Source organism: Pseudomonas sp. 7SR1 (genome assembly GCF_900156465.1).
Lineage (GTDB): Bacteria > Pseudomonadota > Gammaproteobacteria > Pseudomonadales > Pseudomonadaceae > Aquipseudomonas.
Map to the genome: position 1 here is coordinate 5,520,990 of NZ_LT707064.1, position 24,540 is coordinate 5,545,529.

Here is a 24,540-nt window from a genome sequence, read left to right on the forward strand (position 1 = left end):
CCGACAACACCCCGGCCCGCCGGGTTTCGCCCTTCAGCGTCGTTTTCGTGAGGCGAGCCGGATCCAGGTGGGGGCATGATCGCTGGGATGAGGCTGGTTCCTGACCCAGGCGTCTACCCCTGCCTCGCTCAGATAAGGACTGGCCGCCGGGTTGAGCAACAGGTGGTCGATACGCAGCCCGGAGTTCTTCTGCCAGTGCTGACGGAAATAGTCCCAGAAGGTGTAGATCCTCTCCTGCGGATACAGATGGCGCAACGCATCCGTCCAGCCCTGGTCCAGCAGCCGCTGGTAGCACTCCCGACTTTCAGGCTGCAGCAACGCATCCTTGAGCCAGGAGCGTGGGTTGTAGATGTCCATGTCGGTGGGCACTACGTTGTAGTCCCCCGCCAGCACCACCGGGTGATCGCTGGCCTGCAGGTCCTTGGCGTAGTCGATCAGCCGGTTGAACCACTCCAGCTTGTAATCGAACTTGGGGCCTGGCTGTGGATTGCCGTTGGGCAGGTACAGGCACCCCACCAGGACACCATGCACGGCCGCCTCCAGGTAGCGGCTGTGACTGTCGGCATCACCGCCGGGCAAGCCCCGGCGGCTCTCCAGGGGTTGCGCATCGCGGGCCAGGATCGCGACACCGTTCCACGACGCCTGGCCATGCCAGATCGATCCATACCCCACCGACTCCAGTTCCGCCGCCGGGAAATCCTTGTCGGCCGCCTTGAGCTCCTGCAGACAGACGATATCGGGGCTCTCCCGCTCCAGCCATTGCAGCAGGTTGGGCAACCGGGCCCGGATGCCATTGATGTTGAAGGTCGCGATCCGCAGGTTTTTCATGGGCCAGAACTCGAATGCCAGGACACTCCTGTGTGACCGACAACAAACCGCAGTGGTTGCAACGATGTTCAGGATCCGGTTCTCGACGAGGGCCGAGCACTTTGCAGCAGGTGCGTGAAAGCCGCCTTGTCGATGGGTCGACTGAGGAAATAGCCCTGGACCTCGTGGCATTGGTCCGTTCCCAGCGAACCGAGCTGATCCAGGGTTTCCACCCCTTCGGCCGTGACGGTCAGGCCCATGGCCTTGCCCAGGTTGATGATCGCCTGCACCACCGCGCGGTCGTTGCTGCTGTTGCTCATGGACGCGATGAAACGCTTGTCGATCTTGATGCCATCGAACGGATAGGTGCGCAGGTAGCCGAGTGAAGAATAGCCGGTACCGAAATCGTCCATGTTCAGGCGCACGCCCAGCTCCTTGAGGGCATTCATGACCTGGAGGGCACCGTCCACATCGTTGAGCATCACGTTCTCGGTGATTTCCAGTTCCAGGCGGCTGGCCGGGAAATGGGTTTCGATCAGCACCTGGCGCACATCCTCCACCACATCGCTGCGTTCGAACTGCGCGGGAGAGAGATTGACCGAGACCATCAGGTCCCCCGGCCAGGTCAGCGCGGTTTCGCAAGCCTCGCGCAGCACCCAGCGCGAAAGCGGAACGATGAGATCGGTCTGTTCGGCCATTGGAATGAAGGCATCCGGCCCCAGCAAGCCCTGGCTTGGATGCTGCCAGCGCACCAGGGCCTCGACGGCGACGATCTCGCGACCGTCGACCTTGTAGCGAGGCTGGAAATGCAGGACGAACTCGTTTCTCTTCAAGGCCTGGCGCAGGTCGTTTTCCAGCTGGCGTCGATGCTGGATCTGGTCATTCATGTGCGGGGCAAAGTAGCACCAGGTCTTCTTGCCTTCGGACTTGGCCTGGTACAAGGCGATATCGGCACAACGGATCAACTCACCGGGCACGTAGCCCTGGCGACGGCTCACCGCAATGCCGATGCTGGCGCCGATGTGCAGGGCATGAGTCTCATAGTGGATCGGTTGCTGCAGGCTGTCGATCAGCCGAGCGCAGAACCGATCGATCTCGGTGGTGTTCTCCATGCCGCTGAGAACCACGACGAACTCATCGCCCCCCAACCGCGCCACCAGGTCCTGCTCACGGGTACTGTCGCGCAACCGCTGGGCCACCTCCAGCAGCACCGCGTCGCCGGCCGGATGGCCGAGGGAATCGTTGATCGGCTTGAAGTTGTCCAGATCCACCATCAGCAGGGTCAAGGGTGCGGAATGCTCCTTGGCCAGCAGGGCGTCGTCCAGGTGCCGCGCCAGCTTGTTGCGGTTCGGCAGGCCAGTCAGCGCATCGTGCAATGACAAGTGCTGGACCTGGGCGTGGGCGGCCACCTCGTCGGTGATGTCGCTGGCGGTGCCGCGATACCCCACCACCTCGCCCTTGTCCTGGATCGGCCGCGCCGAAACCCGACAAAAGCGCAATTGCCCGGAGTGATCGCGGTAGGAGCAACGCAGGTTGCTGGCATTGTGTTCCTCCGTCAGGTTGCCCAGCCACAAGGCAATCGGTGTCGTGTCGCAGAACAACAACTGTTCGATGTCCTGCCCCAGCCATTGCCGGTCGGAAAACCCGGTAACGGTACTGAAGCGTCCCGACAGGTAGGTGATGCGACGCTGGCCGTCGATTTCCCAGATCCAGTCGGAAGCCGCCTCGGCCACGGCCCGGAACCGCTCTTCGCTGGCTTCAAGGGCCTGGGCCGATCTCTCCAGGCGATCATGGCTGGCGTCCACATGCCGTGCGGTACGCATGGCGTAGCGGAAAAACCAGGCGGTGAGCAACGCCAGGATCAACAGTGCCGCGCCCAGCGGGGGTACCAGCGACCAGAGCAACTGCCGGCCCGGTCGTTCGAGCCGAGACACCAGGCTGTAGCCGGTACTGTCCAGCGGTACCGCCGGCTGGCCTGGCTCCAGCGTCGTATCCTGCTTGAGATTCAAATCGATCAAGCCGTAGCTCTGGCCCAGCTTGCGCAGCTTGACGGGTGTCAGCTGATCGACAAACAGCAGGATCGACGTGCCCTTGGGATCGATCCGGGGGCGCTCGTCATTGGGCAGGATCACCGCAGCGGTGACGATGGCCGGCCAGCCCTCGAACAAGGTATAGCGGATCCGGGGCGTCGACAGATCGGACTGGTCCTGAAGTTGGTTCATCAGTTCCTGCAACGGCATGTCCATGAAGGCTGACACGTCGGCCTGGACAGGCTGTCCCCGTATCAAGGCGTACTTGGTGCGCTCACGGTCGATGACGAACACGCCTTCGTATTCGTCGTTGGTGAACAGCGTCTTGCCCATGTTCTGTTCGGCGTAGGCCCAGTTCACATCGACCTCGCCATTGAGATGTTCGTATCCCGTGGTCCAGAAGGCGTAGCTGGTGATGTAGTTTTTCGAGGCGGTGATGCGATTTTCCACCGCGCGCTCGGTGTAGAAATGTGTCTTGCGCACATCCTCGGCATCCAGGTCGCTGGCGATGTCGAGCAGCGCCGCGACGGTCAACAGCACGCCGACGACGAACAGCCCCGCAACGGCGGCCACCAGGCGACGGGTAATGGGGGTATGGCGCATGACGTTTGAAGGCGTATCGGCAGAAGTGTCCATTCACCTGCTCCTGTACATCGACCCTGACTTCGATGTGCAGTTGACCGTCTTCAGCGGTCGATGACTCCAACGAACCTCAACGGTCGGATCGCTCCAGCACACCGCGCCCATCTTCCGTCGACCACACCGCCACGCGATTGCGGCCGCTGTGCTTGGCCTGGTAAAGCGCGGCATCGGCCCTCTGGATGAAGACTTCGGTACTGTCCAGGCTGCTGGGCACGAAGGCATAGCAGCCCAGGCTCACCGTCAGGTAGCCGGTCGGGGAGCCGGAATGGGTGATGTGTTTCTCGATCAGGCTGCTGCGGATCTGCTCGGCCAGCGTCACGGCGCCCTGCAGGTTGGTGTCGGGCAGCAACACGGCGAACTCCTCCCCTCCGTAACGCACCGCCAGGTCGGCCTTGCGATGGCAGCAGCTCTTGAGGACCTTCGCCACTTCGGCCAGGCAATGGTCCCCGGCCACGTGCCCGTAGGTATCGTTGTAGCGCTTGAAGAAGTCGATATCGAGCAGGATCAGGCTCAACGAACTGCGCTGGCGTGCGCCCCGGCCAAATTCGATGTCCAGGGCCCGCTCGAACAATCGCCGGTTCGCCAGCCCGGTCAGGCTGTCGTGGGTGGCGATCAATCGCAAGGTTTCCTGGGCCTTGCGCAGGTCGGCCTCGATCCGCTCGTTGTTACGCACCTGGCGTACGAATACCCAGCCGAACAGGCAGATACCGGTAACCACCAGGGCCACGATGAGGCTGGATTGAAAGGCCTTGGCATACCAGCCCGCCAGGATCGACTGCTTGGACATCGCGACCGTGACCATCAGCGGATAAGCCTGCAGGTGTTGGTGGTCATAGAGCCGGACGACGCCGTCGGTGGTGGAGCGGATCATCGCGCTGTGAGGCTGCGTACCAGCCAGGTCATGCCGGAACAGACGCTCCTGGGCCAGGGAGCGCCCGATCATCGTCTCGTCGAAAGGCCGGCGGGCCAGCAGGGTTCCATCGGACAAGGTCAGGACCATCTCGCTCTTGTCGTCGAGACTGAAACTTTTGAAGAACCTGTCGAAGTACGACATCTTGATGCCGGCCATGAGCACGCCCTGGAAGTTGCCGTCCTCATCATTCAGGCGCCGCGAAATGGGGATGATCCAGTCGCCGTTTTGCCGGCTGCGGATCGCCGGTCCGATATGGGCGATCAAGGAGGCGTTCTGCTGATGGAAGACGAAGTACTCCCGGTCCGCCACGCCGCTGCCTTTCTTCAGATTGTCGAAGGAGGTGACGACCCACTGCCCGTCCTTGTCGAACAGGAAAAGGCCATGCAACTGCTCCAGCGATTGCACACGCCGGGCGAGTATTTTCTGCAGGCGCGGTTGCAGCGAAGGTCCGAAACCATCGACCTGGATCCAGTCCGTCAGGCTGTCCAGCACCAGGTCGGCCTGACGGAACGTGTCCTGGGCCTGCTGGGCCATGGCCCAGGTCAGGTTGGCCGAAGCGATTCTCGCCGACTCCAGGTCGTGCCGGCGAGACTGCTCCAGTTGCAGGTACAGCAAACCGCACAGGCACAGGCAGACCGCTGCAATAAAGGCCACCGCCGCCTTGAGCAGCGGCAGGCGCTTCAGTGCACCGCCAGGGGTGTGGAGCGGATCATGGATGGGGATAGGCAAGCGAATTCCTGGGGAGGGCAAAACATGAGCGAATCGCTCAAAGCCCCCAATATCCGTGAGCTTAGCCTACCGCCTGTGGGGCGGCAATTTGCCTTAGCGATGAAGGCGATAGATGGCGGGGTTGGATCCAAAAAGCAGGCTCGCAGCACCGATGCGAGCTTGCTTGCGATAGCATCGGACCTGCCCGAATCGCTACCTTCTGACCTGTCGCCTTCGCGGACAAGCCCGCCTCTACAACGGCTGAGGCGGGCCGGCCTCAGGCCGTTTCCGCTGCAATCAGCGTACTGGCGGCACGCGGATTTCTCCGGCCCGGCATTGCGTCCGTACGCCCTTGCCGCATGCACTGAAGCCCAGGTCCTTGTCCATGCACACTCGCACTTCCGACAATTGCGGCCCGCTGCAAATCACGGCGATCCCCTTGTCCGGCATACCGGGATTGCTCTGCCGGAACAGTCGGGCAATCTCCTCGGCCTCGAAATAGTAGGACGAGCTCAGAGGCTGCAACTGTGGCGGAATCTTCACCGCCCCCAGGGCCTTGTCGGAAGCCTCCAGGTAGCCCATCGCGCCGAGGCCGCTGCACGTGCCGTGCTTGGACCATTCATGCTCCATCAGTTTCGGCGTGGGGAACAAGGTCAGGCCCTTGTCCCGCTCGGCTGCCGTCAATGGCACCCGCGGCGCGCAAGACTGTGGCCAGCCGCCCTTGGCGTATTGCGGCCAGAGCCCATGGAGCACGAAACCGTAGCCCTTGCCGGAGCATTGCGAATCGCTCGGGTGTGTGAGGCAGAAAGTCGGCGACCAGGACAGTGCCAGCACGTAATAATCGAATACGCCCGCGACGGATTCCGCCCGAGCATTGCGCGACTCCCGGGCATTGCCCGTGTGGATGCAGCCCAGTGTAAAGGCGAGCAGCACCGCGATTGCAAAACGTTGTTTCATTGACCCACTCCTTGGGTAGCGATGGAAATAATCATGACGACGACTCGGCCGGCGATTGTGCCAGGGTTGTGTTTCAACCCCATGAAAGGACGAGTTTTTTACAGGTAAACCTTGCCCGGGGCTATTCAAATTGCATGGCGCCCCCTAACGTAGACCGTCCCCGGCCTCAAGCACCCATCGCCCATGAACATCCAGCCCCCAATCGCCGACGCCCCTTCGGCTGTCAGCCTGCGTGAAGCCTTCTGGTTCTGGCTCAAGTTGGGCTTCATCAGTTTCGGCGGACCGGCGGGACAGATTTCGATCATGCATCAGGAACTGGTGGAGCGTCGCCGCTGGATTTCCGAGCGGCGTTTCCTGCATGCCCTGAACTATTGCATGCTGCTGCCGGGCCCCGAGGCGCAACAATTGGCGACCTACCTGGGCTGGCTGATGCACCGGACCTGGGGTGGGGTCATCGCCGGGGCGCTGTTCGTATTGCCTTCGCTGTTCATCCTCATCACGTTGTCCTGGCTGTATGTCGCCTTTGGCGAAGTACCGGTGGTGGCGGGCATTTTCTATGGCATCAAGCCGGCCGTGACGGCGATCGTCGTGCATGCAGCCCACCGTATAGGCTCCCGCGCCCTCAGGAACAACTGGCTGTGGGCAATCGCCGCTGCGTCGTTCACCGCGATATTTGCCTTCAACCTGCCCTTCCCGCTGATTGTGCTGGGGGCGGCTGTGATCGGTTACCTGGGAGGCCGTTGGGCACCGGAAAAATTCAGCCTGGGGGGACACGATACCGGGCATCGCTCCTTCGGCAGCGCCTTGATCGACGACGATACCCCTCCCCCGGAGCATGCCCGGTTCAGCGTCGGCAGGCTCACCCGGCTGGTCATCGTCGGCGCGCTACTCTGGACGTTACCCATGGGCCTGTTGACCCTGGCGTTCGGCTGGGGAGGCACGCTTACGCAAATGGCCTGGTTCTTCACCAAGGCTGCCTTGCTGACCTTCGGTGGCGCCTATGCGGTCTTGCCCTACGTCTACCAGGGCGCAGTCGCACACTTCGGCTGGTTGACACCGGCCCAGATGATCGACGGCCTGGCCCTGGGGGAAACCACGCCCGGCCCCTTGATCATGGTGGTGGCGTTCGTCGGTTTCGTCGGCGGCTACGTCACGCAGGTGTTCGGCCCCGAACAGGCTTTCGTCGCTGGCGCCGTCGCGGCCACGCTGGTGACCTGGTTCACCTTCCTGCCCTCGTTCCTGTTCATCCTGGCCGGCGGCCCATTGGTGGAGTCGACCCACAACACCCTGAAATTCACCGCACCGCTGACGGCCATCACCGCGGCGGTGGTCGGCGTGATCCTCAATCTGGCCTGCTTCTTCGGCTACCACGTTCTGTGGCCCAACGGCTTTGCCGGCGCACTGGACTGGCCGTCGGCAATCATTGCAATCCTTGCCACGATCGCTCTGTTCAGGTACCAACGTGGCGTGATTCAGGTCTTGCTGGCGTGCGGGCTGGCCGGGCTGGCGGTGCATCTGTTGCGTCAGTGACTGCAAGCGACGCCTGGACGCCTGCGGGCAAAAAATTGAACACCCTTTTCCCTTGGTCACCTAATGAAGTTCATGGCCCTGCCACGCCCTCGCGCAACAACGGCAAGGGCTCGAACCAGAACAGCAATGACGCAGTCGCTCGCTGCCTGATTGCCTGGCCCAGGTGACCGATCCATGGAATCAAACGCTCTCGACATCCTCACCACCACCCAATTGCTGGGGATCTCCATCGCCAACTGGCTGCTCGCATCGGGCGTGATGACGGTGAGTTTTATCGTCGCCCGGGCAGGCATCGGCTTCCTGCTGCGCAAGGTAGAGGTCCTGGCACAGAAGCCCAACGCCCACGTCAGTCACATCGCCGTCGAGGTATTGTCCAGCACCAGCAATACGCTGTTGTTGCTGGCCTCGATCCTCATCGGTGTCGGTGTGCTGGACCTGCCCGAGCGTTGGCTGGGCCGCGTCAGCAGCCTCTGGTTCGTGGTGGCCGCCCTGCAGGTCGGCCTGTGGGCCAACCGGGCGATCGCCCTCACGCTCCTGCATTATTTCGCTCGCCACAGCCACGGCGACATTCATCAGAAAAGCGCCTTGGCAACCCTGAGCCTGTGGGGCGCCAAGGTGTTCCTCTGGGCCGTGGTCCTGCTGGCCATGCTCTCCAACCTGGGTGTGAACATCACCGCGTTCGTCGCCAGCCTCGGGGTCGGGGGAATCGCGGTGGCCCTGGCTGTGCAGAACATCCTCGGAGACCTGTTCGCCTCGCTGTCCATCGCCGTGGACAAGCCTTTCGAGGTCGGCGACTTCATCGTCGTGGGCTCCCTGGCCGGTACGGTGGAACATGTCGGCCTGAAAACCACACGGATCCGCAGTCTGAGCGGCGAACAGATCGTGATGGCCAACGCCCAGATGATCAGCATCACCATCCAGAACTACAAGCGTCTGCAGGAACGACGCATCGTCTTCGAGTTCGCCCTGCCCCACGAATGCTCGATCGAACAGATCAAGCAGGTGCCGGCCATTGTCGAGCGCATCATCAGGGCCCAGGAAAAGACCCGCTTCGACCGCTCCCACTTTCGCGGTTTTGGCGAAAGTGCGCTGGAGTTCGAGACGGTCTATATCGTGCTGGACCCCAGCTACAACATCTACATGGATATCCAGCAGGCAATCAACCTCGGCATGATGCAAGCATTCGCCGAAATCGGCGTACGCCTGGCCACACCGGCGCGCACCGTCCACGTGGCCTCGTTGCCGGACATGCCGCAGCGCTCCACAGACACCGGACACGACACCTCGATGCAGAACTCGCCAGCGTATGGCGCGCGGCATTGACCAGACAACGTCGCTTCATGACCCAACGCAATGAGCCCCTTTGCCCTTGAGCTAAGCTTTTTGCATCACAACGACAGGGAATCGACATGAACAAGGCAGACGCGCTCGCGGCGAAATTGCGGCAGACCCGGCAAACCCGCGCCGACACCGACAACTGCGCCGACCTGGCCATCGAACACTGGCCCGCCCAGGTCTACGAGTTGTACCGCCAGATCGAAACCTGGCTGGCGCCGGTCTGCGAGGCCGGCCTGAACATCCGGCGCAACCCCACCCATGTATTTGAAAGCCACTCCGGCGGTTCGACCTACCACTACGCCATCGACCAGTTGGTGATGGAGGGCAACCACCATCGTATCGAGCTCGACCCGATCGCCCGCTTCTCTTCCAGGGGCGAAGGCTGTATCGAGGTTCACATGAAAGGTCAGACCCACTGCATCCTGCGTACTGTCGGCGAGCACGGTGAATCGCTCTGGCATCTCCAGGCTGCGCAGCCGCCAGCGCAGTCGCGCCCCGAGCTGTTGACGCTGGATGAGGACCGCCTGCTCACGCTGGTGGAGCAAGGCTTGGGGCTTTGATGCAAGCCGGGCGCTTGGACGCAGGCGGCAACCGCCCCGAGGTCACGGCTCGCTTCTGCCAGAAAGGCCCAAGGCATTGTCGATAGCGCCTTGGGCCTCACGGTGCCTTCTGGACGTTGCTCAATTCACCACACCGTAATCGGCCGCGTTCGAAGCGCCTGAGGACGCCCGAACCGCCGCTCGTGCGGCCAGCAGGGTGAGGATGGCGGCAACCACCAGCACCGCCGCGCTGGTCTCGAAGGTCGCCTGGTAGCCGTTCAGGTCAAACAGGACACCGCCCACCGTCGCGCCCGCCGCAATGGCGAGCTGAACGATCGCCACCATCAGACCACCACCGGCCTCGGCTTCTTCAGGCAACGCCCTGGATAACCAGGTCCACCATCCAACGGGCGCGGCAGTCGCGATCAGCCCCCAGAGCGCCAGCAGAACAGTCGTGATCAACACCGACTTACCGAACCCTACGAGCGCAATGGCAATGACCGCCATCACCAGGGGGATGATCACCAGGGTGCGAAACACTCCGTTGCGCAGCAATGCGCCAATCAGGAAGGTGCCGAGCAATCCGGCCAGACCGATCACCAGCAACATGAACGAAAGCATGGAGACACTCACCTGGGTCACCGATTCAAGGAAAGGTCGCAGATAGGTGAACAACATGAACTGCCCCATGAAGAATGTGCTGACGGCCAGCATGCCCAACGCAATCGGAGGACGGGCCATCAGCGCGAGGACATTGCCCGAGCCCTGCTTCGTCCGGGTCTGCATGGACGGCAGTCGCAGCACAAGCCAGACCAGCGCCACCAGCGCCACCGGCACGATGCAGAAGAAGGCTGCGCGCCAGCCGATGATCGCACCCAGGAAACTGCCCAACGGCGCTGCCACGACGGTCGCCAAGGCGTTGCCGCCGTTGACGAGGGCCAAGGCTCGCGGGACCTGGTCCTGCGGCACGAGTCGCATGGCCGTGGCCGCCGACAGCGACCAGAAGCCGCCGATTGCCACGCCGATCAGCGCACGGCCTGCCATGAACGTCAGGTAGTTGGGCGCCAGTGCCACCACGGTCCCGGAAACGATCATCAGGAGGGTCAGCGCCAGCAGCAGCCTCTTGCGATCGACCCGGGCGGCGATGGACGCAATGAACAGGCTGGTGATCAAGGCAAAGGCGCCGGACACGGCAATGCCCTGCCCGGCCTGCCCCTCGCTGACCTGAAGGTCCGCCGCGATCGGCGTCAGCAGGCTGACCGGCAGAAACTCGGAAGCAACGAGGGCGAACGCGGCCAGCGACATGGCGAATACCGCGCTCCAGGCGGGTGGGGTTTGGGTTTTCATCCAATAGCGATCAGTCATCGGGGCTACGTTTACTCCGTCGGCAAGGGGCATGTCATCGATTTGCAAGCGATAGTTTCAGCGCCAGGCCCTGATGTCCGGTAATGCATTCCGGTTGAATGCTTGCCTGATCCTGTGAGGCGGTCGGTGCACCATGGGCAGCGCCTGCCGGACGGGTTAATGTTCGCTGCATCACTGTCAACCCGAGATGACTGCAACCCGACATGGCAACCCAGCGCAGTTCCTTGCAAGCAGCACTCGCCGACCTCATCGGCGCCCGGACGCCCCACACCGGCGACTTCCAGACGCCCATCGCCGGCCTGGGCTTGTTTCGACGTGAAGCCCCGGCGCCGCCGGCCATTTGCATGATCGAGCCGAGCATCGTGCTGGTGGCCCAAGGCGTGAAGCAGATCTGGATCGGCGGCCAGGCCTATGGCTACGACAATACGCGCCTGCTCATGACCTCCCTGGACCTGCCCGCCAACTCGGAAGTGCTCCAGGCGAGCCCGGAACAGCCCTGCCTGGGCCTGCTCATGAAGCTCGACTTGCGCCTGGTGGCCGACCTGATTGCCCAGGACGGCATGGCACCGCCCCGTGACAGGCCCTCCGGGATTGGCGCGAGCATTGGCCAGGCGACGCCGGATCTTCTCGCACCGTTCGTACGCCTGCTGGCCCTGCTGGACGAACCCGAAGCGATCCCGGTGCTGGCGCCGCTGATCCAGCGCGAGATCCACTACCGACTGTTGATCAGCGACCAGGCGGCCCGGCTGCGCCAGATTGCGTCCGTCGACAGCCAGGGCTACCGCATCGCCAAGGCCATCGACTGGCTGAAGTTGAACTACACCGACCCTATCCGCGTGGAAGACCTTGCGGCGAGGGTGCAGATGAGCCCACCGACTTTCCACCATCATTTCCGCCAGCTCACCGCGATGAGCCCGCTTCAATACCAGAAATGGCTGCGATTGAACGAAGCCAAGCGCCTGATGCTCGACGAAAACATGGACGTGGCCAGCGCGGCCTCGAAAGTGGGCTATGAAAGCCCCTCTCAGTTCAGCCGCGAATATGGTCGCCTGTTCGGCCTGCCGCCCAAGCGGGACATCGCGGCGTCGCGGGAGGCCGGTCGCGATATCAGCGTGGTCTGACAGCCAGAACCTGCCAGGGCATCAGCTCTTGTCGCGGTAATACTCCGCCATATGCTCGACGAACGCCCGGACCTTGGCCGGCAGGTGACGAGCATGGGGATAGAGCGCATAACAATGCCTCGACCCCAGGGTGTAGTCCGGCAGGATCCGCACCAACCTCCCCGCCAGCAGGTCGTCCTGTACCGTCGCCAGGGTAAACGCTGCGATGCCTGTACCAGCCAGGGCGCCGGCGTGCAGAGCGGTGATGGTGTCCGAATGAAAGAAACTGGCGCAATCCCAACTGAACGACTCCCCTTCTTCGTTCACCAGCGACCAGCGGGTCGCCGACGCGTAGGTCAGGAGCCGATGTGCGTCCAGTTCAACCACGCTCCGAGGCAGGCCATGCTCGAACACGTAAGCCGGCGCCGCGACCAGCACTTGCGGCGACACGCCGAGCAAGCGGGCGACCAGGCTGCTGTCGGCCAGCGGACCGCAGATGCGCAACGCCACATCGAAACCGTCGGCCACCAGGTCGACCAGCGGGTCGGAGCAGGACAGATCAATCCGGATGTCTGGATAGCGCTGTTGGAAAGCCGGCAGCCAGCGGCCCAGTTCCAAGGTACCCAGGGTCAGCGGGACGCTGATCCGAAGCAACCCGGAGGGACGTTCATGTTCCTGCGTCACGGCTTGGGACGCCGCGTCGACGCGATCCAGAATGTCCACGCAAGCGGCGTAATAGCGCTCCCCGGCTGCGGTGAGGCTCATGCGCCGGGTGTTGCGATTGAGCAGACGCACGCCCAGCGCGGATTCCAGCTGCTGCAAATGCCGCGAGACGGAAGAGTGGGTTGTATCGAGCCGCTCGGCCGCCGCCGAAAACCCCTGGGCCTCCACGATGCAGCGGAACACGCGCATGGCGAGCATCTGGTTCATGGCGTCAGCGCACCGGTAGCTTGAGGATCCGGGCAGTGGTCATGACATCGCCGAAAGTGTCCTCGACTTCGGCCAGCGCGGCTTTGTGCAACGCATCCTTGTCGATGGAGTCACCGTTGGTTCGGGTAATGGCACGGGTGGCCGATGCGTCGGACGCGACCAGCACGTTGTAACCCAGTGGCGCGGCGTCACGGGCGGCGCCGGCGACACAGGCGTGGGTCATGAGGCCGGAGATGATCAGGTTTTCGATACCGGCGCGCTTCAAGCGCTTGTCCAGGTCGGTACTGCCAAAGACGCTGACAGTGGTTTTCTGCAATACCCCATCCCTGGCCCTGGGCTGCATCTGCGGATGGAACTTCACGCCTTCACCCCCCTGGGCAAACACTGCCGATCCTGGGGGTGCAATGTGTTGAATGTGATAGACCGGCATTTTGTGCTCGTCGGCGAATGCAATCAGCTCACGGGCCTTGTCCAGCGCCGCTACGCCATCGGGAATCGGCATCTTGCCAGTGAAGTATTCGTTCTGGAAATCGATGATCAGTAACGCGGTCTTACCGGCGGGCAGTTGGCTCACCGCCTGGGCACCCGACATGGCGCGGATGGTTGGATTGCTTTCAGCCAATGCCCCGGCACTGGCGATAATGCCGGAAAATGCACAGGCGGTGAGAAAACGGCGAGTAAAACGTTGCATGGAGAATTCCTTCTGGACAATGGACGAAGGAATGCTAGGGGGACCGGCGGAAATGGAACACAGCGCGGCCAAGACAGGACATGTTTGATTCTTGCACAAATGACGCCGCCCAATGGAATTTCGTCAAGTGGCTGGCCTGAGGACCTGGGCATCCACGACGATCCGCTTGCCGACCTTTTCCCCCACCTCCACCGCCTGTCCATCCCGCTGCTTGCCCTGGCGCGCCTGCCCCACCAACCGGGGGATCAAATCGCCCTCCGGCAGATGCTGCCAGAACCGCCCGGGCATATGCTGGCGCAACGCCTGGGGATTGAGCCTCGCCGGGTTGAAAATGTGCCGGTAATAGGTGCGCCACAGTTCCGCGCCGGGGTCTTGGGCATGCTGCGCCCACTGCCGCCACTGTTCAGGGCAATGACGCTGGTAGTCCAGCTTGTGACCATCGTAGCGGATGCCGTCGCGGGGCGTTGCGATCAACCAGCGTTGGCGTCCCAGTCGCTCGGCAAAATGACCGCTCGCGCTTTCAAGGATGTCATGGGCCGGCTCGTGGAAGGACACCAGGTCCAGTTGCAACTGACCGGCGACTTCCTGTGGCAACGGTATGAAGCGCACGAAGGCGTGCAGATGATGGGCCTCGCGGCTGACCTGCTTGATCCGTCGCTGCAGCTCGCTTCCCAGGCGGTCACCGGCGAGCATCGCGGTGCGGTCGCCATGAGCCACCCGCCAGAGCACTTCATACAGCAGGTTCCAGCGTTGCTCGCCCCGATAACGACTGGCCTGTTCGAGCAATGGCAACAAAGTGGCCGGTACCCGTGTGCGAAACGGCCCCGGGTCTCGTGGCAATGGCGCCGGCACGGCGAGCAGGTCAACCATGGGCCCCTGGGCCCAGGTTACCTCGACCGGGTCGATACCGTGACCCAGCAGCGTTCGCGCCTGTTCCCGCCAGAGGGAGAAACTGTCGTCACAATCCAGCGCAATCATCCCCACAACCCCATCTGCACGGGTCGCTGGGGATCACGCAGACGAGCCCTCAACAAGCCGCTGCGCACCTGCGCATCGGGCGGCCGATAATCACTGGTGACGATGAACGGTCGCGCCTTCTCCAGTACACAACGCAACTGCACCAGGTCGTCATAACGAACGCGACGCTCCCTGCGCAGCGCAACCAGACGCTGCACACTACGCAGGCCAATACCGGGAATTCGCGCCAGCAGGGCCGGCTCGGCACGGTTGAGATCCACCGGGAAGACCTCACGATTGGCCAACGCCCAGGCCAGCTTGGGGTCGATATCCAAGTCCAGGTTGCCGGTCTGCCGCAACAACTCGCCGGCCTTGTAGCCATAGCCGCGCATGAGGAAATCAGCCTGGTAGAGACGATGCTCGCGCAACAGCGGAGGCGCCGCCAGGGGTACGCTGGCAGGGCTGTCAGGAATCGGGCTGAACGCCGAATAGTAGACCCGCCGCAGGCCATACCCCTGATAGAGCGACTCGGCATTGCTGAGGATGGCATGGTCATCGGTGGCATCGGCCCCGACGATCACTTGGGTACTCTGCCCGGCGGGAGCGAACCGGGGCGCCCGCGCTTCGCCAGCCACCGCTTGCTGTCCCTCCTGGATGGTGCCCATGGCCTGGCGGATCGTCGACAACTGCTTCTCTGGCGCCAGGCGCCTGAGACTCACCTCGGTGGACAGTTCGATGTTCACGCTCAGCCGGTCGGCCAGCCGCCCGGCCTCTTCGATCAACAGAGGATCGGCATCGGGAATGGTCTTGAGATGGATATACCCGCGAAACTGATGCTCCTCGCGCAGCAGCCGCGCCACCCGGATCAACTGCTCCATGGTGTAGTCGGCCGAACGAATGATACCGGAGCTCAGGAACAGGCCACTGATGCAGTTGCGACGATAGAAATCCAGCGTCAGGCGCACCACCTCCTCCGGCGTGAAGCGCGCCCGCGGTACATTGCTGGAACGACGGTTGACGCAGTATTGGCAGTCATACAGGCAGAAATTGGTCAGCAGCACCTTGAGCAACGAGACGCAACGCCCATCAGGCGTGTAGCTGTGACAGATCCCCATACCGTCCGTGGCCCCTAGCCCATCGCGGCCTCGCGAACTGCGCTTGGGGGCTCCGCTACTGGCGCAGGAGGCGTCGTACTTGGCGGCATCGGCAAGAATGCCGAGCTTGGCGATCAGTTGCATGGAAGCGATTCTCGATACTGGACATAAATACAGTATTTTGAGTCGCACGGCGATGCAAGCCCCGTCGGTCCATTCATCGCGCCAGAGGCTTTGGGGCCAGGCCGCGAGATGGGCTATAATCGGCTCACCCACGCAATCCGAGGTCCAGCCCATGGGCACTATCAGCCTTGAAGCCAAAAAGGCCTATGCAGCCAGAACCCGTAGATCCAACTATGCGGCCAGCCTGCGCCTGGAAGGCTTCAAAGTGGACTTCGCCGACGGCAACCTCAAGATGCCGACCCGCGAAGAAATCCTCAAGACCTTCACCAAGCCCAGAACCTGATGCTGGACAAATATGGCGTCGGTGAAGACGCCTACTGCTATCCCGGCTCCACTGTCCTTCGAAACAAACTCGACATTCGCGACGACGCCACCCTGAGCGAAGCCGAGCAGCAACTCACGGCCATCGCGGCGGACAGCGTCGAATTCAACCCTCCTCCCTACGACCTCGTTTACCTCCAGAACATCCATCGACGACTGTTCTCGGACTTGTATGAATGGGCCGGAGAATTGCGAACCGTCGGGATGGCCAAGCAAGATACGCGCTTCTGCCAACCACAGTTCATGGAAAAGGAAGCCGGCAAGATCTTCAGCCACATGGCCGCCGCCCACTGGTTCGAAGGCCTGCCCCGGGCAGACCTGATCATTGCCGTGGCCGACGCCTATTCCGATATCAACGTCGTACATCCTTTTCGCGAAGGCAACGGACGAGCCCAGCGCATCCTCTTCGAACACCTCATCATGAACGCCGGATTCGAGATCAGCTGGTGGGGGATCGAGAAGGAAGAATGGATCGTTGCGAACATCTCGGCCTACAACTGCGTGCCGGGCCCGATGCAGCAGGTATTCGAGAAGTGTATCGGGCCGGCCATCCAGGCCTGACGATGGGTTAGTCGGGAGGCGGTGATGGCTTCAAGGGATGAACGCCTACCGGCATCCCCGATACAACCCTGATAAACTGCGCCATTCGCCTCGTTGACTCAGATTGCCAATGTCCCTACAAACCGCTCCGCTCTCCCGTCGTTTTTCTGTTGCCCCCATGATGGACTGGACAGACGCCCACTGCCGCTTCTTCCTGCGCATCCTCTCGAAACACGCCTTGCTCTACACCGAGATGGTCACCACCGGGGCGTTGCTCAACGGCGATCATGAGCGTTTCCTGCGTCACCACGAAGCCGAGCATCCCCTGGCGCTGCAACTGGGTGGCAGTGTCCCGGTTGATCTGGCGGCCTGCGCGCGTATGGCCGAGGCCCATGGTTATGACGAGGTGAACCTCAACGTCGGCTGCCCCAGCGACCGGGTGCAGAACAATATGATCGGTGCGTGCCTGATGGGGCATCCGGGGCTGGTGGCCGATTGTGTGAAGGCGATGCGTGATGGGGTATCGATTCCGGTGACGGTCAAGCATCGCATCGGAATCAATGGGCGCGACAGCTACGAGCAGCTGTGCGAGTTCGTCGGGACGGTGCGCGAGGCGGGTTGCAGGAGTTTCACCGTACATGCGCGTATCGCGATTCTGGAGGGGCTATCCCCCAAGGAGAATCGCGACATTCCGCCCTTGCGCTATGACGTGGCGGCTCGGTTGAAGGCAGACTTTCCGGACCTGGAGATCGTGCTCAACGGCGGCATCAAGACGCTGGAGGCCTGCCATGAGCATCTGCAGACGTTCGACGGGGTGATGCTGGGGCGCGAGGCCTATCACAACCCTTATCTGCTGGCCGAGGTGGACCAACAGCTGTTCGGCAGCATGGAACCAGTCATCACCCGGGCCGAGGCCCTGGCGCGGTTGCGACCTTACATTGCCGATCATCTGGCCGCAGGCGGGGCGATGCATCACATCACTCGCCACGTACTGGGGCTGGGCACCGGGTTTCCGGGCGCGCGGCGGTTTCGGCAGTTGTTGTCGGTGGATATCCACAAGGCCAAGGATCCGCTGGCATTGCTGGATCAGGCCGCTCAGTTGCTGGAAGGGCGTTGATCGTCACTGGGTTTGAACCTGCGTGGTGTTTTGGCATCGTATTTACGGATACTCGCCCCGCCCATTCAAACAGCCGTTTTCAGGTTGTTGCCGCCGGGGCTGTCGATACCTCTTCACGCCCTTGAGTGGCTGTCAGCCCTCGGGTAATGTCAACAGACCCATAGGACAGAGCACGCTCATGACTTCCAAGCTGGAACAACTCAAGCAATTCACTACCGTCGTGGCCGATACCGGCGATTTCGAAGCTATTGCCCGCATCAAACCCGTGGACGCCACCACCAACCCTTCCCTGTTGCTCAAGGCTTCGGCGATGCACGGTTATGCCGAGCTGCTGAACGCCTGCGTGGCGGACTGCAAGGGTGATGTCGGCCTGGCCAGCGACCGTTTTGGCGTGGCGGTCGGCCAGGAGATCCTGAAGGTGATTCCGGGGCGTATTTCCACTGAAGTGGATGCGCGCCTGTCGTTCGACACCGACGCCATGCTCAAGCGTGCCCATCGCCTGGTCGATCTTTATGAGAAGGCCGGCGTCGGCCGTGATCGCGTCCTGATCAAGATCGCATCGACCTGGGAAGGTATCCGCGCCGCCGAGCAGTTGGAGCGCGAAGGTATCCAGTGCAACCTGACCCTGCTGTTCTCCTTCGCCCAGGCCGCGGCCTGTGCCGACGCTGGGGTATTCCTGATTTCGCCGTTCGTAGGCCGTATCTACGATTGGTACAAGAAGGCCAATGGCAACGATTACACCGGCGCCGATGATCCAGGCGTGCAGTCCGTGACACGCATCTACAACTACTACAAGGCCAATGACTACAAGACCGTAGTCATGGGCGCCAGCTTCCGTAACATCAATCAGATCGAACAACTGGCCGGTTGCGACCGCTTGACCGTCAGCCCGGAACTGCTGGAGAAACTGGCCGCCGACGAAGGCAAGCTGGAACGCAAGCTGGCGCCTGGACAGGCCGGTGAAGCACGCCTGAGCCTCAACGAAGCGCAATTCCGCTGGCTATCCAACGAGGACGCCATGGCCACCGAGAAACTGGCCGAAGGTATCCGCCAGTTCGCCCGGGACCAGGAGAAACTCGAGGCGCTGCTGCAAGCCAAGCTCTAAGCGCAGTCGAAACAAGAAGGGGGCGAACCTGGATGGGTTCGCCCCCTTTTTTCATTGCATCAATCCGCAAGCCTTGATGTCGGCCCACGGAGATGAATCAAGAGCCAGGTCGTTCCAGCGCATTCACCAGGTCATGGAACGCCTCACGATTGGACTCGTTGAGCCCCATCAGGATCTTGTGGGCTTCCAGTACCTTGATCCGCACGTCTTCTTCGGATTGGTCCTGATCAGGCAGGTCGTCCAGGCACTCGGGGCACGGCACCGGGTCACCGACGATGTTGAACACCTGGTCGAAGCCCATCGACTGCAAGAGGCGGGTAATGTCGCTGTGGGTGGTGACGACGGTCGGCAGCAGGCCGACCTTTTGCCGCGACAGGATCGACAACTTGGCCAGCAGGCCAAGGGTGGTGCTGTCGATACTGCGGGTTTCAGTCAGGTCGATCACGATGGCATTGAAATTCAATGCAGTGAAGATCCGCTCAATAGTCGCATCCAGCGCCGAACAAAGGGTCAGACGCACTTCACCGACAAACTTCAGGACAAATGTGCCGTCCTGCTCGGCGAACTGGATTCTACCGGTACTCATCAAAGGTTCCTGCTCAACACTAACAGGGCGATATCATCCGGCATCTCCCCTAGCGTAGCTAATCCAAACACTTGCCGCAGACCTTCCAGGCTGCCGCCCGCAGCACTCACCCGTTCAGGCAAGGCCGCTTCTTTCTCTTTGAGTGTAGGCTCCGACAAAAGATCCAGAATGCCATCAGACATCAGCGTCAGGCTGAATACGGGTGGCAATTCCAGTACGTGGTCCTCGTAGGTCGCCTCGTTGAAAAGGCCCACCGGCAGACCACGCCCTTCCAGATACCGAACACTGTCCGGGGTGTACAACACAGGCAACGGCAGATGGCCGCCGATGCTATAGGTCAACAAGCCCGTCTCCTCGTCGATGACTCCACCGACCATGGTGACATGTTTACCCAGCTTACAACTGATCAGGCCCCGGTTGATATGCCCCAGGACCTCCGAAGGCTTGAACTCCGGCAACGTGCCATTGCGCTTGGACTCGAACAGCAGGCGCGTGGTCATGAATTTCAGCAGCACCGTCACGAACGCCGACGAGGCGCCATGACCGGAAACATCTGCCAGGTAAAACGCTACTCGCCGCTCATCGACCCGAAAGTAGTCCACGAAATCACCCGACAGGTATAACGACGGGATGATCTGGTGGGCAAAATGGAAGTCGTCGACCGACCAGGGGCTGACCGGCAGCATGTTCATCTGCACCTGACGCCCGGCGTTCTGGTCTTCCTGCAGCAGGTTCAGGCTGGCTTCCAGCTCGCGGTTGGCGGTTTCCAGTTTTTCGCGGTAGCGCTGGTTTTCCACCATCAGCCGCGAACGGTCCAGGGCCCGGCGCACCGAGTGTTCTAGCACGGCCAGGTCTTCCAGGGGTTTGATCAGGTAATCCGCCGCGCCCAGGCGCAAAGCCTCGACCGCGTCGTTCATCACACCCGCGCCCGAGACCACGATGACGGGTGTCTGCGCGGAGATCTCGGCGACCTGGCGAATGAGTTCGAGTCCGCCCATCTGCGGCATGCGCAGGTCGCAGATGACCAGGTCGGGCTTGTCTTGCTCGAATACCTGAAGACCCTGTTGGCCGTTGCTGGCCTGCAGGACGCTGAAACCACTGTCTTCCAAGTAGGCTGCGAGGCTGGCTCGCACCACTTCGTCATCATCGATTATCAGCAGCGTGGCACTGGTTTTTGGCATGTGGGCAAACGGCGCCAGAATTAGGTTGGCGTAGCGGGCTGGGCTGTCGGGCCGGGCGCGCACTACTGGATTCGCTTTCTAGCCTCTCTGTCGTACAGCTTTCAGGCGTTTGCCCTACACACGTTTACATCAGAGGTGCCCTTCTAAGGCGCAGACGGTACTCCCATCCGCGGGGCGTTTCAAGCTCATGCGGATAGCCGCTTGCCGTCTTTATTTGTCAAAGTACAGAGAGTTATAAGAACCGAGCGAAGCGTAACTCAATGGAAGGATAAATCCCGCCCGATGCACCCCGAAAGCACGAAAGGCGGCCTTTCGGGGCCGCCTTTCGTGCGCAGCAGGGTGGATCAGAAATCGTCCACTACCTGACCGTCCTTGACCTTGAACTCACGGTTCTGCAAGAAGGCATTGCGGATGAATACGTACTTGTCACCGGTCACCATCTTCTCGGCCGACAGCAGGCTGGCGCGGGTGTCGACGATGTTCAGGCCGAAGATCGAGTTACGCACCGAGACGTTGTCGATATAGGGATACGGCGTGGTGTAGCTGTCGACAAACCTGGCCGGGGCATCGCGCAAGGTGCTTGGGCCCAGCAACGGCAGCATGACATAGGGACCACTGTCGAGTCCCCAATAGCCCAGGGTCTGGCCGAAATCCTCGTCGTTGCGCTGCAGGCCCATCCTGGTGCCTACGTCGAAGAAGCCCAGCAGGCCGAAGGTGGTGTTGAAGAGCAGTCGGGCGGTGTCGACCCCGGCGGCGGCCGGCTTGCCTTGCAGCACATCGTTGGCCAGGTTGCCCACGTCGCCGATGTTGCGGAACATGTTGTGGATACCGTCTTCGAGGAATTGTGGCGTTACATATTGATAACCCTGCGCCAGCGGTTTGAGCGCATAGGTGTCGACGGTATCGTTGAATTTGAAGATCGGCCGGTTGATGCTTTCCCAAGGATCTTCTTCCGTGGCGGCCTGGGCGGCGAACGGTACCAGCAGAACACTGGCAGAAAGACACAGCTGAGCTAGACGATGGCTCCAGCGCATAGGGGAAAACTCCTTGGATTGTTCAGGCAAGGGCGCCGAGCCCAGGCGGTGAGGTGGCTAGTATAAAGCGGAACGTGTCGATAGGCAGCAGGGTAAAGGAATATGCCTGTAGGACCTTTCTTTCATCCAGCGCCTTCATTTCCCTGTCACAGAGCTGTCATCGAGGGCCGGTAGGCTCCAGGTTATTTCAAGGACGTTCCCATGCCCCGCGCCGAAGCCCTGCCCCTTCCCGCTCCCAGTCTTACCGCCGTACTGTTTGGCCTGAGCGGGTGCCTGGTGGATTTCGGAGCGCGGGTTCGTCAACCGGGTGCGAAACCGGCCGAGCATGCCCACCCGACGCCCGGTGCGCTGGAAAGCCTCCACCGCCTGCAACTTCAAGAGATACCCTGCGCCTGGCTCGATGAACTGCCTCCCGCCGTCAGCCATGGCCTGGCGGCGTCCTTGCCGGCGTGGATCAAATCGCCGCAACTTCCTGCAACAAATAATCCGTGGCCAGCGCCCCATGCCTGCTGGCAAGCATTGATGGCCCTGAACGTCCAGCAACTGGACGGATGCGTCCTGGTGAGCGGCGAACCCCGGTTGTTGCAGTCCGGACTCAACGCCGGCCTATGGACCATCGGTCTCGCATCCTGCGGCTCGCTGTGCGGCCTGGCGCCGGCGCAATGGCAGGCCCTGGACCAACAGCAACGCGAAATCAGGCGGGCCAAGGCCACCGTGCAATTGTTCGGGCTGGGGGTGCATTCGGTGATCGATCATTTGGGCGAACTCGACGCCTGCCTGGCCGATATCAGCCTGCGTCGGCTCAAAGGCGAGAAGCCCTGACCCGGATCATGCAGGTTGTGCGGGGGTGGATTACTCTTAAAGCAGGCCATGGACCTTTGACGAAGCGTCGCGGTCCATGGCTGTGCCGATCAATAAGGAGTACGCCATGCCTGGCCGCGACGATTTGCAAAAACAGCTCGACCAACTGCGCGATCAATTGGAACAGAACCCGCCGCTGTCCGAACCAGAACGCGAGAACCTGCACCAGTTGATGACTCAGATCGAGGCCGAAATCGAACTGGAAAACACTCTTCAGGACAACAGCCTGGTCGACGGCGTGAACCTGGCCGTGGAACGATTCGAAGTCGAACACCCTACCATCGCCGGGACCCTGCGCAATATCGTGCAAGCCTTGGGCAGCATGGGTATCTGACCCCTGCGCATGTAAAAAGCCCCACTTTCGACAGTGGGGCTTTGCGTTACTCACGAACTCAAATGCGATCCTTCGTGGGGCCTGCTCGCGATTGCGTACCGTTGCTCAACCCCAAGGCTGAATGCGGCGCCCTCATCGCGAACAGGCTCGTTTCCCCGTCGGCGTTTCATTGACGGACCAGACGACGATTCGGCAATTGCATCGCTTCGGTGCTGCGATACGGGTTGATGTCCAGTCCACCACGGCGCACATAACGCGCATACACCGTCAATTTCTCCGGCTTGAGCAAACGCTGCAGGTCGAGGAAGATCCGCTCCACACACTGCTCGTGAAAATCCGAATGCTGGCGGAAACTGACGATGTAGGCCAGCAGGCTGGCGTGATCCAGGGCCGCGCCGCGATATTCCACCGCCACGCTGCCCCAATCCGGCTGGCTGGTGACCGGGCAGTTGGATTTAAGCAAATGACTGTGCAGGCTTTCCTCGACGATGCGCGACGCGTCGCAACGCAGCAACTCCGGGCGCGGATGCGCGTAGGAATCGACGCTGATGTCCAGGTCGTCGATGCAAGTGCCGGGCAGTGCCACGATGCCTTCGCTTTCCACCTCCTGGAGGCTGCGAACCCGCACCGCCACCGGCTTGCCGGCCGCGGCCGAAAGGTCCTGGCGCAAGGTCGCCTCCAGGCTTGCGGTATCGGCGAACGGGGTCTGGTTCAAGGAGTTGAGATACAACTTGAAGGACTTGGACTCGATGATATTCGGCGAATCCGCCGCAATCGCGAACTCACCGATAGCCACCACCGGCTTGCCGGAAGGCAGCAGCCACGACAACTCGAAACAGTTCCAGAAATCCACGCCCTTGTACGGCAGGGTCTCGGCCGTCAGGCCCAGTTCCGCCCATTTCGCGGTGCGCGGGATCGGGAACAGCAGTGACGGCGTGTACGTGGCGATGTATTCGCTGGATTTGCCCAGCGGCGAATGTTCGGCTGCGGGATGCATGACGGAAACCTGACTGAATAATCAGCGGATTCTATCAGCCTTTGCCAGCGCCTTTGAGTGCTTACTGTCTGACGGTCAGGTCACCCTTCATTCCCGCCTGGTAATGGCCGGGAATATTGCAAGCGAACTCCAGGCGAGTGACCTTGCTGAAGGTCCAGGTCAGTTCGGCTGTCTTGCCCGGCTCCACCAGCACGCTGTTGGGATCGTCGTGGCGCATGCCTGCCTGGCCGTGGCCCATGGCGCCGTGGTCCATGCCCTGCTTCATCGCGGTCGGCATCAACTGTCCGTTCTGTTGCATCTTGAGCATCTGCTGCTGGTGTTCGGCATGCATGGCCGCGTCGCCCAGGTTGAATTCGTGGAGTAACTGGCCTTTATTGATCAATACGAAACGCACGGTCTCCCCGGCCTTGATATCGAGGGACGCGGGCGAAAAGGTCATGTCCCCCATCACCACTTCGATACTGCGACTGGCCTTGGCCGCCGGCGCTGGCTGGCCAAAATCGACATGGCCTGGCGAGGCCCATGACGGCGCACTGAGGACGATTGCACAAGCAGCCAGGATCAGGCGTTTACCCATTAACATGTTCAGACTCCCAAGGGATGAGGTTCAGCTTGTGCGAAACTCTATCGCCGTGCGCCTGCCAATCGGCTGACGGCTCGATTACAACTTTGTCAGGTTG

General features: G+C 61.6%; 24 protein-coding genes. 10 read left to right on the top strand and 14 right to left on the bottom strand.

Annotated elements, in window-relative coordinates:
* Positions 1 to 33 precede the first annotated feature (33 nt).
* From xth to BW992_RS24290, 4 genes are all read right to left on the bottom strand, one after another.
* Entirely contained in the window at positions 34 to 828 is a 795-nt protein-coding gene (gene xth, locus BW992_RS24275) for an exodeoxyribonuclease III (protein WP_072430375.1), read from the bottom strand.
* 68 nt (positions 829 to 896) lie between these two features.
* Entirely contained in the window at positions 897 to 3,473 is a 2,577-nt protein-coding gene (locus BW992_RS24280) for a bifunctional diguanylate cyclase/phosphodiesterase (protein ID WP_072430374.1), read from the bottom strand.
* 76 nt (positions 3,474 to 3,549) lie between these two features.
* Entirely contained in the window at positions 3,550 to 5,121 is a 1,572-nt protein-coding gene (locus tag BW992_RS24285; RefSeq protein ID WP_072388925.1) for a sensor domain-containing diguanylate cyclase, read from the bottom strand.
* Between the two features lie 276 nt (positions 5,122 to 5,397).
* Positions 5,398 to 6,057 (bottom strand): ribonuclease T2 family protein, encoded by a 660-nt coding sequence (locus BW992_RS24290; RefSeq protein WP_072458045.1) that lies wholly within the window; start codon positions 6,055 to 6,057, stop codon positions 5,398 to 5,400.
* 183 nt (positions 6,058 to 6,240) lie between these two features.
* Between BW992_RS24290 and chrA the strand changes: the two genes are divergently transcribed.
* The 3 genes from chrA to BW992_RS24305 all read left to right on the top strand — a co-directional run bounded on the left by chrA (position 6,241) and on the right by BW992_RS24305 (position 9,485).
* On the top strand, positions 6,241 to 7,587 hold the full coding sequence (gene chrA, locus BW992_RS24295) for a chromate efflux transporter (protein ID WP_072458046.1): 1,347 nt from the start codon (positions 6,241 to 6,243) through the stop codon (positions 7,585 to 7,587).
* 174 nt (positions 7,588 to 7,761) lie between these two features.
* A complete protein-coding gene (locus BW992_RS24300) occupies positions 7,762 to 8,910 on the top strand; it encodes a mechanosensitive ion channel family protein (protein ID WP_072458047.1) in 1,149 nt (382 codons plus the stop codon).
* A gap of 86 nt (positions 8,911 to 8,996) precedes the next feature.
* Positions 8,997 to 9,485: a hypothetical protein gene (locus tag BW992_RS24305; RefSeq protein WP_072388933.1), complete on the top strand. Its 489-nt coding sequence runs from the start codon at positions 8,997 to 8,999 to the stop codon at positions 9,483 to 9,485.
* A 120-nt stretch (positions 9,486 to 9,605) separates the two neighbouring features.
* On the opposite strand, the gene BW992_RS24310 is transcribed toward BW992_RS24305, so the two are convergent.
* The gene (locus BW992_RS24310; protein ID WP_072458048.1) at positions 9,606 to 10,829 is read right to left on the bottom strand and encodes an MFS transporter; all 1,224 of its coding nucleotides are present in this window, start codon (positions 10,827 to 10,829) and stop codon (positions 9,606 to 9,608) included.
* Between the two features lie 203 nt (positions 10,830 to 11,032).
* Between BW992_RS24310 and BW992_RS24315 the strand changes: the two genes are divergently transcribed.
* Complete coding sequence (locus BW992_RS24315; protein ID WP_072388937.1) at positions 11,033 to 11,950, top strand: AraC family transcriptional regulator; 918 nt, start codon at positions 11,033 to 11,035, stop codon at positions 11,948 to 11,950.
* A gap of 21 nt (positions 11,951 to 11,971) precedes the next feature.
* On the opposite strand, the gene BW992_RS24320 is transcribed toward BW992_RS24315, so the two are convergent.
* The 4 genes from BW992_RS24320 to BW992_RS24335 all read right to left on the bottom strand — a co-directional run bounded on the left by BW992_RS24320 (position 11,972) and on the right by BW992_RS24335 (position 15,745).
* On the bottom strand, positions 11,972 to 12,859 hold the full coding sequence (locus tag BW992_RS24320; RefSeq protein WP_072388939.1) for a LysR family transcriptional regulator: 888 nt from the start codon (positions 12,857 to 12,859) through the stop codon (positions 11,972 to 11,974).
* 4 nt (positions 12,860 to 12,863) lie between these two features.
* The gene (locus tag BW992_RS24325) at positions 12,864 to 13,550 is read right to left on the bottom strand and encodes a cysteine hydrolase family protein (protein WP_072388941.1); all 687 of its coding nucleotides are present in this window, start codon (positions 13,548 to 13,550) and stop codon (positions 12,864 to 12,866) included.
* Positions 13,551 to 13,673: 123 nt separating this feature from the next.
* Positions 13,674 to 14,528, bottom strand: a complete 855-nt coding sequence (locus BW992_RS24330) for a TIGR03915 family putative DNA repair protein (RefSeq protein WP_172834643.1) — start codon at positions 14,526 to 14,528, stop codon at positions 13,674 to 13,676.
* Positions 14,525 to 15,745 (bottom strand): putative DNA modification/repair radical SAM protein, encoded by a 1,221-nt coding sequence (locus tag BW992_RS24335; RefSeq protein ID WP_072458050.1) that lies wholly within the window; start codon positions 15,743 to 15,745, stop codon positions 14,525 to 14,527. The genes BW992_RS24330 and BW992_RS24335 overlap by 4 nt, the downstream gene beginning before the upstream one ends.
* A 151-nt stretch (positions 15,746 to 15,896) precedes the next feature.
* On the opposite strand from BW992_RS24335, the gene BW992_RS27005 reads away from it, so the two are divergent.
* From BW992_RS27005 to tal, 4 genes are all read left to right on the top strand, one after another.
* A complete protein-coding gene (locus tag BW992_RS27005) occupies positions 15,897 to 16,067 on the top strand; it encodes a YhfG family protein (RefSeq protein ID WP_092179576.1) in 171 nt (56 codons plus the stop codon).
* Positions 16,067 to 16,666 (top strand): putative adenosine monophosphate-protein transferase Fic, encoded by a 600-nt coding sequence (locus BW992_RS24340; RefSeq protein ID WP_072458051.1) that lies wholly within the window; start codon positions 16,067 to 16,069, stop codon positions 16,664 to 16,666. The genes BW992_RS27005 and BW992_RS24340 overlap by 1 nt, the downstream gene beginning before the upstream one ends.
* A 109-nt stretch (positions 16,667 to 16,775) precedes the next feature.
* On the top strand, positions 16,776 to 17,762 hold the full coding sequence (dusA, locus tag BW992_RS24345) for a tRNA dihydrouridine(20/20a) synthase DusA (protein ID WP_072430364.1): 987 nt from the start codon (positions 16,776 to 16,778) through the stop codon (positions 17,760 to 17,762).
* A 178-nt stretch (positions 17,763 to 17,940) separates the two neighbouring features.
* The gene (gene tal, locus BW992_RS24350; RefSeq protein WP_072388951.1) at positions 17,941 to 18,867 is read left to right on the top strand and encodes a transaldolase; all 927 of its coding nucleotides are present in this window, start codon (positions 17,941 to 17,943) and stop codon (positions 18,865 to 18,867) included.
* Positions 18,868 to 18,964: 97 nt separating this feature from the next.
* Here the strand turns inward: tal and rssC are convergent, their stop codons facing one another.
* From rssC to BW992_RS24365, 3 genes are all read right to left on the bottom strand, one after another.
* Positions 18,965 to 19,453 carry an anti-sigma factor antagonist RssC gene (gene rssC, locus BW992_RS24355; RefSeq protein ID WP_072388953.1) on the bottom strand — a complete coding sequence of 163 codons (489 nt, stop codon included), beginning with the start codon at positions 19,451 to 19,453 and terminating at the stop codon, positions 18,965 to 18,967.
* A complete protein-coding gene (gene rssB / locus BW992_RS24360) occupies positions 19,453 to 20,634 on the bottom strand; it encodes a two-component system response regulator RssB (RefSeq protein ID WP_072388955.1) in 1,182 nt (393 codons plus the stop codon). Before rssB ends, rssC begins: the two co-directional genes overlap by 1 nt.
* Before the next feature lie 344 nt (positions 20,635 to 20,978).
* Positions 20,979 to 21,668, bottom strand: coding sequence for an MlaA family lipoprotein (locus BW992_RS24365; RefSeq protein ID WP_076407219.1), 690 nt, complete (start codon positions 21,666 to 21,668; stop codon positions 20,979 to 20,981).
* A 201-nt stretch (positions 21,669 to 21,869) separates the two neighbouring features.
* Here BW992_RS24365 and BW992_RS24370 point away from each other — a divergent pair, with 201 nt between their 5' ends.
* Both BW992_RS24370 and BW992_RS24375 read left to right on the top strand, forming a co-directional pair.
* On the top strand, positions 21,870 to 22,490 hold the full coding sequence (locus BW992_RS24370; RefSeq protein ID WP_072388960.1) for a phosphatase: 621 nt from the start codon (positions 21,870 to 21,872) through the stop codon (positions 22,488 to 22,490).
* A 106-nt stretch (positions 22,491 to 22,596) separates the two neighbouring features.
* A complete protein-coding gene (locus BW992_RS24375) occupies positions 22,597 to 22,863 on the top strand; it encodes a DUF4404 family protein (protein WP_072388962.1) in 267 nt (88 codons plus the stop codon).
* A 166-nt stretch (positions 22,864 to 23,029) separates the two neighbouring features.
* Here the strand turns inward: BW992_RS24375 and queF are convergent, their stop codons facing one another.
* A complete protein-coding gene (gene queF, locus BW992_RS24380) occupies positions 23,030 to 23,860 on the bottom strand; it encodes an NADPH-dependent 7-cyano-7-deazaguanine reductase QueF (RefSeq protein WP_072388964.1) in 831 nt (276 codons plus the stop codon).
* A 61-nt stretch (positions 23,861 to 23,921) separates the two neighbouring features.
* The gene (gene copI / locus BW992_RS24385) at positions 23,922 to 24,443 is read right to left on the bottom strand and encodes a copper-resistant cuproprotein CopI (protein WP_072458053.1); all 522 of its coding nucleotides are present in this window, start codon (positions 24,441 to 24,443) and stop codon (positions 23,922 to 23,924) included.
* Between the last annotated feature and the right edge of the window lie 97 nt (positions 24,444 to 24,540).